Raw genomic sequence first — 12,370 nt, 5'->3', positions numbered from 1 at the left:
GATACCGGCGCTTCGGCCGGTGTTTGCGACGCTTTTCGACCGGGGACGTTGCCGCAACGCAATCGAGGTTTTCTCAAGCCGCATGCCTGCCGAGATCCGCACGGCCCGCGCGTCTGACGTCGATGACCTCGCCGCCATCGAGAAAGCTGTATTCTCGAGCGACCGCATTTCCCGCCGCTCCTTCCGCCTGTTCATCGAGCGCGAGACCGCCGAGACGCTGGTCGCCGAAATCGATGGCCGCGTCGGCGGTTATGCGATCGTGCTGTTTCGCAAGGGCAGTGGGGTAGCACGGCTTTATTCGATCGCCGTCGGACCGTTTTTCGGCGGGCTCGGCATAGGCCGGCAATTGCTGGCCGCGGCCGAAGAGGCAGCCTTCGAACACGACCGCATGATGCTGCGTCTCGAAGTGCGCGAGGACAATGGCCGTGCCATCAGCATCTATGAACAGGCCGGCTACCGCAAGATTGGCCGCGAGCCCGGTTATTACGAGGACGGCGCGACGGCACTGCGCTATGAAAAAACCCTGCGCGGCGAACTTCCGGTCGCCACCAGGGTGCCATTCTATCAGCAGACCTGCGAGTTCACCTGCGGTCCATGCTGCCTGATGATGGCCATGGCCAATTTCGATCGTGGCTTCGTGCCCGACCCGGTGATGGAAATCCGACTCTGGCGCGAGGCAACGACCGTCTTCATGATGTCAGGACCGGGCGGCTGCGAACCATTCGGCCTGGCTGTCTCGGGCTACGAAAGCGGGCTTGCGGCGGAGGTTTACGTTTCCTTCTACGGCGCATTGTTCCTGCAATCGGTGCGCAGCGAGGACAAGCGCCGGGTCATGGAACTGGCACAGGTCGACTTTCGCCGCCGCGCGGAACTTTACGGCATCCCGGTGAATTACCGTCCATTCACCATCGACGATATCAGGGCGGCTCTCGCCGGGGGCAAACTGGTGCTGGTGCTGATCAGCGGCTTCCTGATGTTCGGCAAGAAGGTGCCGCACTGGGTGCTGGCCATCGGCGATGATGGCGATCATATTCTGATCCACGATCCGTGGGTCGAGGATGAAAGGCAGGAAACCATCCTTGATGCCGCCAACATTCCCGTGCCTTACGGCATCTTCATGAACATGGCGCAGTTCGGCCGCGACGGACTGCGTGCCGCCATCACTTTGGGAAAGAGATAATGACCTGGGTCATTCTTACCGGCAGGCAGAGCGATCTCGACCAGGTGGCGACGCCGCACAAGATCATCACCAATCGCGACTATCTCGCGCATCCCTCGCTGTTTCGCGGTCAGCGGCCTAAGGTCATCAACCTGTCGAACAACTACGGCTATCAGAGCCGCGGCTACTATGCCTCGCTGCTGGCGAGTTCGCGCGGCCACAAGGTCATCCCGACTGTGGAGACGATGATCGACCTGTCGGAGCGCAAGCTCTACGAGCACGCCTTGCCGGAACTGGAACTGGCGCTCAACAAATGCCGCAAGGATCTCGGCGGTGTATTTCCGGCGAAGGTCTGCATCTTCTTCGGCATCGGCCCGTCCAAGGTCTGGGACCGTTTCGCCAAGCTGTTGTTCGACTGGTTCCGGGCGCCGGCGCTCGAAGTCCATATCAAGGACAGCGCCGAATGGGCTTCGATCCGCAAGATCGGCTTCCACCCCCTGGCTCGGATGACGGAGGACGAGGAAAAAAGCTTCATCCAGTGCCTGGAGACCTACACCAACCGCGAGTGGCGCGACACCAAGGGCCGCACGCCGGCGCGCTACACCTTCGCCACGCTGGTCGATCCGCATGAGGAATTGCCGCCTTCGGAAATCTCTTCGCTGCGCTACTGGGCCAAGATCGCCGAGAAGATGGGGGTCGAAATCGAGCCGATCACCAGAAAGGATCTGGCCAAGCTCGCGAATTACGATGCACTGTTCATCCGCGAGACCACCTCGATCTCCAACCACACTTACCGCTTCGCTCGCCGCGCCCAGCAGGAAGGCATGCCGGTCATCGACGACCCGCTGTCCATGATCCGCTGCACCAACAAGGTCTATCTCAACGAACTGATGGCCTACAACAAGGTGCCGGTGCCGCCGACGGTGATGATCGCCGGCACCTCTGACCTCGAACTGGCCGCACAGACGCTGGGTTTTCCCCTCGTGTTGAAGATTCCGGATTCGTCCTTCTCGCGCGGCGTCAAGAAATGCGAGACCCTGGAGGAACTGACGCGGCTCGCGACCGAATGGCTGGAGGATTCCGACCTTCTCATCGCGCAGAAGTTCATCCCGACCGAATATGACTGGCGTGTCGGCGTGCTCGGTGGCCAGCCGCTGTTTGCCGTGCACTATCTGATGGCCAAGAAACATTGGCAGATCGTCAACCACAAGGCCAATGGCAAGCCCGACCAGGGCGGCATCAAGACCTTCACGCTGAAGGAGACGCCGGCCCATGTCGTCGAGACCGCCGTCAAGGCGGCGCGCTGCATCGGCGACGGCCTCTACGGCGTCGACCTCAAGGAGACCAAGGACGGCGTCTTCGTCATCGAGGTCAACGACAATCCAAACCTCGATCACGGCTGGGAGGATTCCGGCGAGAAGGACGAGGTCTGGGTGCGGCTGACGCAGTGGTTCCTGGAGCGTCTCGACCGGCCGGGGCGGTAGTTCATCCGAGGGGAATATGCATTTCATCGTCATCGAGGATTTCACCGGCTGCGACCGCAAGGAAATCTACCGCCGGTTCCGCGACCGGGGCCGCCTGAAGCCGGAGGAGCTTGTCGTGCATCACAGCTGGATCGCGGCTGACATGAGCCGCTGTTTCCTGCTGGTGGAGACCGATGATGTCACGTCGCTGCAGCGCTGGGTCATCGAATGGGCTGATCTGGTCGAGTTCGAGATCGTGTCCGTGGCGACCAGCAAGGACATGGTGGCGGCCTTGAGCGGGCACCTCTGACCATCTCCCTCCCGGTCAGCGCAGCGCCGGCGAGCCAACCGCGCGTTGGCATTGGTTGACCAGCCAATCGCGGAACGCGGCCACAACATCGCGGCTTGCGCTTCGCTCTGGAGCCGTCAGGCAATAGGGCTGGCGCAATGCAATCGCGCCGCCGGCCGGCCGGACCAGCCTGCCGTCCTCCACGGCTTCGGCACAATAAATCCCTTGCGCCAGCGCCACGCCCAACCCCGAAATGGCGAGGTCGAGGGCCGCGCGCGACGAATTGGCCGAAAGGCCGCGCCGTGCCGCTCGGCCAGGGTGAGCACCCGCGGCCTCGAACCAGTTGGGCCAGGACGGAAACGATGCGCCTGTCGGCCCCCAGTCGGTGTGGATGAGCGGCAGCCCGGCGAGCGGCTCGCCCGCCTTGGTGATGCCGGCAAGCCCCGGCGCGCAGACGGGATAGACGGCGTCCCGGGCGATCTCCTCGGTCGGGTGCTCGCGATAATGCGGGCCATAGGAAAGCCTGATGTCGATCAACTCGCGGTCGAACGACACCGGGTCGTCATCGCCCCGGAGCGATATGTCGGCGGCGCCGTGGCTTGCGACAAAGCCGGCGAGGCGCTGCGAGAGCCAGCCCATGGCCATGGATGGCGGCACCGACACCACCAGGCGCGGGCGGAATGCATCGGCGCCCAGTTCGCGCGAGACGCTGCCGATCTCCTGGAAGGCCACGGTCAGCCGAGGCAGCATTTCCACGCCGGCCTCGGTGAGGACAACGCGGCGGTTGATCCGATGAAACAGCTTGCGTTCCATCTGCACCTCCACGGTGCGGATAAGCTGGCTGACGGCGGCGGCCGAAACCGAAAGCTCTTCCGCCGCCGCGGCAAAGCTGCCCGTGCGCGCCGCGGCCTCGAAAGCCTGAAGTCCTTTCAGGGATGGGGATGTGGCCATGATCGCTAAATAGGTAAGGTAAGCTTATCTAAATCGCAGAAATCGTCGTTTCTGGAAAGCTTTTTCGTCGACTAGAATGGCTTCATCATTCTTCAGCATGGATCGAAGCCGATGGACCATCGCGACATTATCGCCTCATTGACACCGGAAGAGCGCAACCGCCTGACGGCCAAGTCCGATGTTGCGGGCCTGTTCCAGCTCGGCACTCACTTGGGTGCGATTATCTTCATTGGATCGCTGATCGCGGCCGAGGTCCCATTCTGGCCGTTGCTGATGCTGCCGCAAGGCATCCTGATCGTGTTCCTGTTCACGCTGCTGCATGAGACGGCGCACCGCACGGCTTTCGAAACACAGTGGCTGAACGACGGCGTGGCGCGGCTGTGCAGCCTGGCCATCGCGCTGCCGGCCGACTGGTTCCGCTACTTCCATTTCGCTCACCACCGGTACACGCAGGATCCCGAAAACGACCCCGAGCTTGCCTTTCCGAAGCCCGAAACCCTGCGGCAGTACATTGTCCACGTCTCTGGGCTTCCGGTGTGGTGGGGCCATCTCAAGACACTCTACGCCAATGCGATTGGCGGTAGTCAGGAGAGCTATGTACCGCCGAAAGGCCGACGCAAGGTGCGGGCCGAGGCGCGCGCCATGATTGCCTTCTACGCTGTCCTCATTCTGCTCGCCGTTCATTTCCGTCTCACCGTGCTTTTCTATGTCTGGATCATTCCCGCTCTGCTCGGACAGCCATTCCTGCGCCTCTATCTGCTGGCCGAGCACGGTCGTTGCCCGTTCGTGGCCAACATGCTGGAAAACACCAGGACGACGCTGACCAGCTGGGGGGTGCGCAAGCTCGCCTGGAACATGCCGTTCCATGCCGAGCATCATGCCTATCCCGGCGTTCCGTTTCACCAATTGCCGCGGTTTCATGCGCTGATCGAGCGGCATCTGAAGGTGGTCGAGCCCGGCTATGTCAGCTTCCATGAGAAATACCTGGAAACGCTGCGCTGACTTGCGCTGACGCCATCAGCCGGTCTGGCTGCGTGTCGCACGCGACTCCAGCAGGCGCTGGATGTCGACCGGCTTCGACGGCACGCCGATCAGATAGCCTTGCGCCTCGACACAGCCATTGTCGCGCAGCATGTCGAGTTGCGCCTCCGTCTCGACGCCTTCGGCCGTAACGACGATGCCAAGCTCGGCACCCAGCCCGATGATGGTCCGAACGATCGCCGCCGTGTCGCGGTTGCCCATGTCGCGAATGAATGATCGGTCGATCTTGATCTTGTCGACCGGAAAACGCCTGAGGTAGCCGAGCGAGGAATAGCCGGTGCCGAAATCGTCCAGGGCGATGCGGATGCCGAGCTCACGCAACTGGCGCAGCGTTTTCAGCACGGCCTTGCTTTCGTCCATCAGCACGGTTTCGGTGATCTCCAGCTCGAGGCGTCCAGCCGGAACGCCGGAAAAAGCCAGCGCCGAGATCACGCCGCGGGCAAACCCGTTGCTTTTAAGCTGCACGGCCGAGACATTGACCGCAATGCGTAGGCCGGGTGGCCAGCTTGCGGCCTCTGCGCAGGCTTTCCTCAGCGCCCACTCGCCGAGCGGCACGATCAGCCCGGTCTCTTCGGCGACCGGGATGAAGTCGTCCGGCGCGACAGTGCCACGCCCTGGTGAATGCCAGCGCATCAAGGCTTCCGCGCCGGTGATCTCGCCGGACGTGATGTTCATGATGGGCTGGAAATGGAGATCGAACTCCTGGCGCGGCAGTGCTGCCTCGAGGTCCACTTCAAGCGCCCTGCGGGCCTGCACGACAGCATCCATTCCGGGCTCGAAGAAGCGATACAGGTTTCGTCCTTCGCTCTTCGCCCGGTAGAGCGCCGTATCCGCGTTTTTCAGCAGCGTGTCGGCGTCCCTGCCGTCGTTGGGGAAAACGGCAATGCCCATGCTGATGCCGACATGCATGTCCCGGCTCTTGTCTCTAAATGGTTTTGCGATTGCTTCGACGATGCGCTTTGCCAGTTTTTCGGCATCGCCAATGCCCTTGAAATGGAACTGCATGACGACGAACTCGTCGCCGCCGAAGCGGGCGACGATGTCTGTTTCGTTGCGGACGCAATGCCGCAGCCTCTCGGCTACGCTTCTCAGCAGCCAGTCGCCTGCGGGGTGTCCCCAGGTGTCGTTGACCGCCTTGAAGCGGTCGAGATCGAGCGAGAAGATCGCCAACGGCTTGGCTGCCGCGTCCTCCAGCGCAAGATCGAGCCGTTCGCGAAACTTCGAGCGGTTGGGCAGTCCGGTCAGCGTGTCGTGATGCGCAAGATGGGTCATGCGCTCTTCGGTTCGGCGGCGCTCGGTCACGTCGTCGAAAGTCACCACCCAGCCGCCGCCGCTCATCGGCCGGCGTGTGACCAGAACCGTCCTGCCGTCGGTCAGATGCCGGTAGGCCGAATGCGTCTTTGCCGCCGCCAGACAGGCTTCGGTTTTGGCGACTTCGCTGTCGACGTCGATCTTCATGTAGATGCCGAGTTCCAGCAATCGTTCGAGTGCGTTGCGGTGCGTCGTTCCAAGCGGGAAGTCCTCCGCAGTGACGTTATAGAGCTCCAGAAAACGCCTGTTGCGCACAATCATCTTGCCGTCGGCGTCGTACATCAGCAGGCCTTGCGACATGTTGGCGAGTGCCGCGTCGAAACGGCGATGCTGCTCCTTGAGATCCTGCTCGGCGCGCCGCTTTTCGGTGATGTCCTCGTAGATCGAAACCCATCCACCCAGGGCAAGCGGACGGTGCGAGATGTTGATGATGCGGCCGTCAGACAGCGTCTCCTCGTAAGTTGAGGGTTTTGCCTGGTCGATATAGGGCTTGCGGATGGCGTAGAGTTCTTCGGCGCTTTGCGAGGCAACCCCGATATCGACGCTGTGCCGCAGGATATCGACGAAGCGAATGCCTGGCCGTACCACTTTGGCGTCGAGGCGGAAAATGTTGATATAATTGCCGTTGCAGATGATCATGCGCTCGTCGTCGAACATGCACAGGCCATGCGACATGTTTTCGGCAGCAGCTGAAAAGCGTTCGTTCTGCTCGCGCAGCTCATCTTGCATGCGGCGCGGGTGTTCCATGCCTCCGGCCGCCCGTTCCGGGACGACCGAACCACCCTTGACATCCACGACGGGCATGAGGCGCCCCTGCGATGCTTGATCGAACACCACACTGTTGACGCTTCCGGTTAATTTAGCGTTTTCTATCCTAGCGCGGACGTCGGAACGTGATGCCGCGACTTCTCGATCGCCGAAAACCGCTTCAGGAACGCATTCTGCGCTGAGGTCACCGAGCGTGGCGCGAAGTCGAAGCGCTCGGCGGAAAAACCGCGCGGCCGGCCGAAGAACTCGGTCGCCTCGGCGGTCGAAAACCCGGCAAGCAGCGTCGCCTCGAAATAGGCGGCGATCTGGTCGGCGCGCTTGATCTCCTTGCGCAGGATCGCACCCGGTTCCGGCGGCAGCGAGAAGCGCAGATGGATGGCGCGCTGCAGGCGCACTTCGCAGTCCTTGTAGCTGCCGCCCATCACCGACTTGAATGGCGAGATCATGTCGCCGATGACATATTCGGGCGCATCGTGCAGCAGTGCCGCCAATTGGTCGTCGGCCGAAGCCTTGGGCACCAGCTCGTTGAACAGTGCCTCGACCAGCAGTGAATGCTGGGCAACCGAAAAGGCGTGCTCGCCGCTGGTCTGGCCGTTCCAGCGGGCGACGCGGGCAAGCCCATGGGCGATGTCCGAGATCTCGATGTCGAGCGGCGAAGGGTCGAGAAGGTCGAGCCGGCGGCCGGACAGCATACGCTGCCATGCCCGTGGCGGCGCACCGGCGCGGTCTGCCGCCATCAGGCTTCCTCCGCGCCGGCGATTTCCTGCGGATAGCTGAATTTGGCCCAACTGGGGATGATGAGCGTCACCGGTACGTCACCCGCCAGGATCGGCTGCCCGGCATCGAGCGCCGCCTTCACCCTGTCGATACGGGCGATAGCGAGCCCTGTCACGGTAGCACTCGAGCCGAGCGTGCCGACCGGCCGCCCACCGGCGGTTAGCTCGGCACCCGCAGAGGGCAGGGGAAGCCCAGCCTGGACAATCAGAACGCGCCGCCGGGCGGTGCCTCGATGCTGCATGCGCGAGACGACCTCCTGGCCGACATAGCAGCCCTTCTTGAAGCCGACGCCGCCCATTTCGTCGAGCAGCACGTCATGCGGGAACGCATCGCCAAGTGCATAGTCGGCCCCGCTCTCGGCGACGCCGTGGGCAATGCGAAAGGCCTGCCACGCGCCAATGTCGCCAGCGTCTGCGGTGCCGGCATGGAAGCGCGTGACGCCTTCGTCGCCTAAGCGCCTGTCGGCAAGCGCGGTTGAATCACTTTCTGAGGCGATTGACTCTTTTCCCCAGGCGACAGTGACAAGTGCCTGTCCCGACTTCGCAATCTCGACCTTGGCGCGAAGCTTGTAGAGCATCAGCCGGCGAATGAAATCGTCTGAAATATCGGCACGGCATTCGATGCGGAAGGCGTTTTCGCCTGCCCGTGAGATCAGGAAGTCGAACAGGATCTTGCCTTGCGGCGTCAAAAGCGCGCCCGGCTTTGCCTCGCCATTGCCAAGCGTATCGAGATCGGTGGTCAGGATGTTCTGCAGAAAATGCTCGGCATCCGGGCCGGAGACGGTGATGAGCGCGCGGTCTTTCAGCAGGGCAAAGGGCATGGGGCGGATTAAAAGCCTGATCTTGCAAAACGGTTGGCCATTACGTAAGCCGCTGACACTCCCCCCGCAAGAGAGCATCACCATGACCTACGACCTCATCCTGACAGGCGGCATAGTGGTCAATCATGACGGCGAGGGGCCACGCGACATCGGCGTGAAGGGCGGGCGCATCGCCGCGATCGGCGATCTGCGCCAGGCATCGGCTGGCGAGACGATCGACTGCCGGGGCCTGCATATCCTGCCCGGTGTCGTCGACAGCCAGGTGCATTTCCGTGAGCCGGGACTGGAACACAAGGAAGACCTGGAAACGGGTTCGCGGGCCGCGGTGCTGGGCGGCGTCACCGCCGTGTTCGAAATGCCCAACACCAATCCGCTGACCACCAGCGAGGCAACGCTTGCCGACAAGGTCCGGCGCGGCAGCGGCCGCATGCATTGCGATTTTGCTTTCTGGGTTGGCGGTACTCGCGACAATGCCAGGGACGTCGGCGAGCTCGAACGTTTGCCGGGGGCTGCGGGAATAAAGGTCTTCATGGGATCGTCCACCGGTGACCTGCTGGTCGAGAACGATGAAGGCGTCGCCTCGATCCTGAGGAATACCCGCCGTCGCGCCGCTTTTCATTCGGAAGACGAGTTCCGGCTGCGCGAGCGCCTGGACGAGCGCGTCGAGGGCGATCCGTCATCGCATCCGGTCTGGCGTGACGAGATCGCCGCCTTGCGCTGCACCGAGCGGCTGGTGCGCATCGCGCGCGCCGTTCGTGCCCGCATCCATGTCCTGCACATCTCGACCGCCGAGGAGATCCTGTTCCTCGAACAGCACAAGGATGTTGCGACCTGTGAAGCCACGCCGCACCATCTGACGCTGAGCGCCGACGACTATGCGCGGCTTGGCACGCTGATCCAGATGAACCCGCCGGTGCGGGACAAACGCCATCGCGACGGCGTCTGGCTTGGCATAGCGCAAGGCATCGTCGACGTGCTCGGCTCCGACCACGCGCCGCACACGCTGGCCGAGAAGGCAAAACCCTATCCGGCCTCGCCGTCGGGCATGACCGGCGTGCAGACGCTGGTGCCGATCATGCTCGACCATGTCAACGCCGGCCGGCTGAGCCTGCAGCGCTTCGTCGATCTCTCCAGCCATGGCCCGCAGCGCATCTTCGGCATGGCCAGAAAAGGCCGCATCGCCGCCGGCTATGACGCCGACTTCACCATTGTCGACATGAAGCGGCGCGAGACCATCACCAACGCGCAGGCCGGCACGAAAGCCGGCTGGACCCCCTATGACGGCAAGCAGGTCACGGGATGGCCGGTCGGCACGGTCATTCGCGGTCAGCGCATTATGTGGGACGGCGAAATCGTAACGCCAGGCCAGGGCACGGCGGTGGAGTTTTCCGAGGCGCTGCCGGGTTAGCCACCTGTGGCTGTGCGTCACGTCTTTGATTTTTAAGCATTCCGCATTATGTTCAAGGCATCATTCGGACACATGTCGCGCCTATGATTGACCCCGCCGAGTTTCCAGAGCTGCAAGCGCTCTTGTGGAATCGCGATGTCGCGCGACTGATCCCGGCCAACGAAGCATTTGCGTTGTACGGGCGCAATTGGCGCTTTGTCGATCAGACACGGCTTACGACGCGCGAGAAATTGCTTATCCAGAATCTCGCCAGGGAATTCGGTCAGGTATCCTTCTGACTGCCGGCTGAATTGTCCTCCCGGGCTGTTTTTTGCATCGTATCTGCAACATCAATCCGGACACGTCGCGTGCGCTAGCGGTGCTATTTCGATTCTTCGAAACGAAAGCATTCGCATTTGCCCGGATGCCGACGTCAGTGCAAAACCTGCCGGCCCGCTCAAATAGCAACATCGTCCACGATGCTGTTCGCATCCTGGCGCAACCAGGGGGCCTTCAGTCGCCGGCGACGAAGAAGGTCCATTGCCCGGCTGGCGTAATGCCGACGCGATAGAAGATGTAGGCTCCGAACTGCTTCATGTCGTCGAAATCGCCGGCGGTGACGATCTTGAACAGCTCGACCCGTTGCTTGGCGTCGAGCTTGTCCAGCGGCAGCGCGAAGAAATACGGCCAGACATAGAGGTCCTGTGGCGTGCCTGCATCGACATGGACGTAGCCTGCGGAAAGCACCTCCTCCAGAATGGCCAGGATCTCCTGGCCGTCAGGGTCGCCGGACAGCCCCTTGAGGAAGGTGATGGCGTCGCCGTCGATGTCGGTCAGCGACAGCTGGGTCATGCTGTCGCCCTTGCCGATCAAAGGCCTGAGCTTCTCGATGTCGCCGCTCTTGCAGGCCTCGATGATCAAGTCATGCATGCGCCGCACGGGCTCGGGCAGCTTGCCGAGATCATAGACGACTTCCGGCAGAGGTGCCTCGGGATCGACACGCGGCCTGTTGCTGCCGCCATCCGATGGGCCGTCCGGCTCAGCGGCGTCGGGAGCGGCCGGCTGGCTTGTCGAAGGCGGCGTTCCCACCGGGTCAGGCATGGGAATCGCGCTTCCGGGCGGCGAAACATCGTCCTCCGACGGTGTGGCTGGCGCGGGGAGCTCTTCGCGTTTGATCTCGCTCAGCGCTTGAGCCGGACTGCTGGCCAGGCAAGCCGTGAAGGCAACCGCGGCACAGCAAGCAGCGAGGCGGATGTAGAGGCCCAAGCCCTTCGGCTTGCCTGACATCGGAAAATTCACTGCCCGTATCTCCCTACTTCCGGGCATGACACCCGAACGGCATTCGATCGTCAGAGAACCTGATATCGGTTCAGTGCCGCAGCCGCTCAGGTTCGAAGGCGCCTGCGATCACCTTCTCGCGCATGCGGTCGAGCAGGGCAAGGGCCGAGGTTTCGCCGTTGGCGCGCAACATTTCACCGAATGCCGTCTCAAGGGCCGCCTCGGCGATGATTTCTGGCTCAATGCCGGCCGAGAGGCCTTCCGCCCAGGCTTCGCTGTGGCTCTCAACCGCCGTCAGGCGCTTCTCTTCCCTGACCAGCGCGTCGATGTCGTTGGCAGCATGTTCCATAAGCGATGTCCACCCTTCCAAGCGGCAACCCATCAGTGTGGATCAGGCTTGATCTGTTCCATTCATAGGCAGCTTCAAGTAAGTATCTGTAAATACGACATTTTTTTGATCGTCATTTACAGGGGCCAACTGTGTTTGGCGAAGCTGCGTTTCAACCCGGATCAAACTTAGCCGATTAGCCTGGCCTGCGGGGCGAAAACCTTCAGTTTGAGTTAATTGCGCCTTCGCGTGATAACGTTTGATTAACGCTGTTGCAGAAGTGCAACATCAGAATTGCACCAAGATGTGGGCGGCGACAAGCCGGATATATCGAGATCCCTGGCGGCGGGCCTGATATCTGTTGATGAATGCTCAGTTGCCATACCGGGAGGCGATATCGCGCGACAGCGTCTCGCCTTCTTTCATGTAACGGCTGATGGCTTCAGTGGCCGAAGCGGTGCACTGGGTGTAAGTGCCGCCGAAGGAACGGTAGCCGCGATTGAAGCTGGCGATGAAGCGGGCGCGGCGCTCTGGGTCCGGGTTTTCCGAATCGAGCAGTTTTTCCATCTCGCCACGCCACTGGTCGCCCTTCTCCCCGCACAGATTGCGCAGGAAATGCAGCGACCCAAGAACTTCTGCCAATCGCATCAGCCCCGGCTCGAACGGCGACTCGGCACTGAAGGCAGGCCGCACCGGGACGACCGCGCTGACGGCAAGGCAAATGGCAACGAGCATTGACGGACGATTCATAAACCTCCTCTGCCTGACGGCTTAGGCCTTGTGGTCTGCCTGATGGCC

The 12,370-nt window shown here is 62.1% G+C and carries 13 protein-coding genes; 6 read left to right on the top strand and 7 right to left on the bottom strand.

All coding sequences use genetic code 11. The features are described 5' to 3' along the window. Window positions 1-82: 82 nt before the first annotated feature. The 3 genes from LB524_RS10105 to LB524_RS10095 are packed head-to-tail and all read left to right on the top strand — an operon-like array spanning window position 83 to window position 2,932. Entirely contained in the window at window positions 83-1,180 is a 1,098-nt protein-coding gene (locus LB524_RS10105; RefSeq protein WP_224525723.1) for a peptidase C39 family protein, read from the top strand. Further along, window positions 1,180-2,643, top strand: a complete 1,464-nt coding sequence (locus tag LB524_RS10100; RefSeq protein WP_015318565.1) for a RimK family alpha-L-glutamate ligase — start codon at window positions 1,180-1,182, stop codon at window positions 2,641-2,643. Before LB524_RS10105 ends, LB524_RS10100 begins: the two co-directional genes overlap by 1 nt. Window positions 2,644-2,659: 16 nt before the next feature. Next, window positions 2,660-2,932: a DUF3303 domain-containing protein gene (locus tag LB524_RS10095; protein WP_224525719.1), complete on the top strand. Its 273-nt coding sequence runs from the start codon at window positions 2,660-2,662 to the stop codon at window positions 2,930-2,932. Between the two features lie 15 nt (window positions 2,933-2,947). On the opposite strand, the gene LB524_RS10090 is transcribed toward LB524_RS10095, so the two are convergent. Next, window positions 2,948-3,862, bottom strand: coding sequence for a LysR substrate-binding domain-containing protein (locus LB524_RS10090; RefSeq protein WP_224525716.1), 915 nt, complete (start codon window positions 3,860-3,862; stop codon window positions 2,948-2,950). Window positions 3,863-3,973: 111 nt separating this feature from the next. Between LB524_RS10090 and LB524_RS10085 the strand changes: the two genes are divergently transcribed. After that, window positions 3,974-4,864 (top strand): fatty acid desaturase family protein, encoded by an 891-nt coding sequence (locus LB524_RS10085; RefSeq protein WP_224525715.1) that lies wholly within the window; start codon window positions 3,974-3,976, stop codon window positions 4,862-4,864. A 15-nt stretch (window positions 4,865-4,879) separates the two neighbouring features. On the opposite strand, the gene LB524_RS10080 is transcribed toward LB524_RS10085, so the two are convergent. The 3 genes from LB524_RS10080 to LB524_RS10070 all read right to left on the bottom strand — a co-directional run bounded on the left by LB524_RS10080 (window position 4,880) and on the right by LB524_RS10070 (window position 8,579). Next, window positions 4,880-7,018 (bottom strand): putative bifunctional diguanylate cyclase/phosphodiesterase, encoded by a 2,139-nt coding sequence (locus tag LB524_RS10080; RefSeq protein WP_224525713.1) that lies wholly within the window; start codon window positions 7,016-7,018, stop codon window positions 4,880-4,882. Between the two features lie 65 nt (window positions 7,019-7,083). Next, a complete protein-coding gene (locus LB524_RS10075; RefSeq protein WP_015318561.1) occupies window positions 7,084-7,719 on the bottom strand; it encodes an HD family hydrolase in 636 nt (211 codons plus the stop codon). Next, window positions 7,719-8,579 carry a YgfZ/GcvT domain-containing protein gene (locus LB524_RS10070; RefSeq protein WP_224525710.1) on the bottom strand — a complete coding sequence of 287 codons (861 nt, stop codon included), beginning with the start codon at window positions 8,577-8,579 and terminating at the stop codon, window positions 7,719-7,721. Before LB524_RS10070 ends, LB524_RS10075 begins: the two co-directional genes overlap by 1 nt. An 82-nt stretch (window positions 8,580-8,661) precedes the next feature. On the opposite strand from LB524_RS10070, the gene LB524_RS10065 reads away from it, so the two are divergent. Together LB524_RS10065 and LB524_RS10060 are read left to right on the top strand one after the other, a co-directional pair. Continuing rightward, the gene (locus LB524_RS10065) at window positions 8,662-9,987 is read left to right on the top strand and encodes a dihydroorotase (RefSeq protein WP_263486560.1); all 1,326 of its coding nucleotides are present in this window, start codon (window positions 8,662-8,664) and stop codon (window positions 9,985-9,987) included. Window positions 9,988-10,070: 83 nt separating this feature from the next. Then, complete coding sequence (locus LB524_RS10060; protein ID WP_224525708.1) at window positions 10,071-10,265, top strand: hypothetical protein; 195 nt, start codon at window positions 10,071-10,073, stop codon at window positions 10,263-10,265. 214 nt (window positions 10,266-10,479) lie between these two features. On the opposite strand, the gene LB524_RS10055 is transcribed toward LB524_RS10060, so the two are convergent. From LB524_RS10055 to LB524_RS10045, 3 genes are all read right to left on the bottom strand, one after another. Then, window positions 10,480-11,265, bottom strand: coding sequence for an alanine and proline-rich secreted protein Apa (locus tag LB524_RS10055; RefSeq protein ID WP_224525706.1), 786 nt, complete (start codon window positions 11,263-11,265; stop codon window positions 10,480-10,482). A gap of 70 nt (window positions 11,266-11,335) precedes the next feature. Further along, the gene (locus LB524_RS10050; RefSeq protein ID WP_015318556.1) at window positions 11,336-11,593 is read right to left on the bottom strand and encodes a hypothetical protein; all 258 of its coding nucleotides are present in this window, start codon (window positions 11,591-11,593) and stop codon (window positions 11,336-11,338) included. Window positions 11,594-11,944: 351 nt separating this feature from the next. After that, window positions 11,945-12,322 carry a TIGR02301 family protein gene (locus LB524_RS10045; RefSeq protein ID WP_224525705.1) on the bottom strand — a complete coding sequence of 126 codons (378 nt, stop codon included), beginning with the start codon at window positions 12,320-12,322 and terminating at the stop codon, window positions 11,945-11,947. Window positions 12,323-12,370: the final 48 nt, after the last annotated feature.

This window comes from Mesorhizobium sp. ESP6-5, assembly GCF_020164695.1.
Classification (GTDB): Bacteria; Pseudomonadota; Alphaproteobacteria; order Rhizobiales; family Rhizobiaceae; genus Mesorhizobium; species Mesorhizobium australicum.
Note: the sequence above shows the minus strand (reverse complement) of the source record. Positions and strands in the feature narration are given on the sequence as shown.

What these genes read in the sequence shown, in the direction of transcription:
- LB524_RS10075 (WP_015318561.1), bottom strand. Translation starts at nt 7,719, where the DNA reads ATGGCGGCAGACCGCGCCGGTGCGCCGCCACGGGCATGGCAGCGTATG.
- LB524_RS10060 (WP_224525708.1), top strand. Translation starts at nt 10,071, where the DNA reads ATGATTGACCCCGCCGAGTTTCCAGAGCTGCAAGCGCTCTTGTGGAAT.
- LB524_RS10090 (WP_224525716.1), bottom strand. Translation starts at nt 3,862, where the DNA reads ATGGCCACATCCCCATCCCTGAAAGGACTTCAGGCTTTCGAGGCCGCG.
- LB524_RS10105 (WP_224525723.1), top strand. Translation starts at nt 83, where the DNA reads ATGCCTGCCGAGATCCGCACGGCCCGCGCGTCTGACGTCGATGACCTC.
- LB524_RS10085 (WP_224525715.1), top strand. Translation starts at nt 3,974, where the DNA reads ATGGACCATCGCGACATTATCGCCTCATTGACACCGGAAGAGCGCAAC.
- LB524_RS10080 (WP_224525713.1), bottom strand. Translation starts at nt 7,018, where the DNA reads ATGCCCGTCGTGGATGTCAAGGGTGGTTCGGTCGTCCCGGAACGGGCG.
- LB524_RS10070 (WP_224525710.1), bottom strand. Translation starts at nt 8,579, where the DNA reads ATGCCCTTTGCCCTGCTGAAAGACCGCGCGCTCATCACCGTCTCCGGC.
- LB524_RS10045 (WP_224525705.1), bottom strand. Translation starts at nt 12,322, where the DNA reads ATGAATCGTCCGTCAATGCTCGTTGCCATTTGCCTTGCCGTCAGCGCG.
- LB524_RS10095 (WP_224525719.1), top strand. Translation starts at nt 2,660, where the DNA reads ATGCATTTCATCGTCATCGAGGATTTCACCGGCTGCGACCGCAAGGAA.
- LB524_RS10050 (WP_015318556.1), bottom strand. Translation starts at nt 11,593, where the DNA reads ATGGAACATGCTGCCAACGACATCGACGCGCTGGTCAGGGAAGAGAAG.
- LB524_RS10065 (WP_263486560.1), top strand. Translation starts at nt 8,662, where the DNA reads ATGACCTACGACCTCATCCTGACAGGCGGCATAGTGGTCAATCATGAC.
- LB524_RS10100 (WP_015318565.1), top strand. Translation starts at nt 1,180, where the DNA reads ATGACCTGGGTCATTCTTACCGGCAGGCAGAGCGATCTCGACCAGGTG.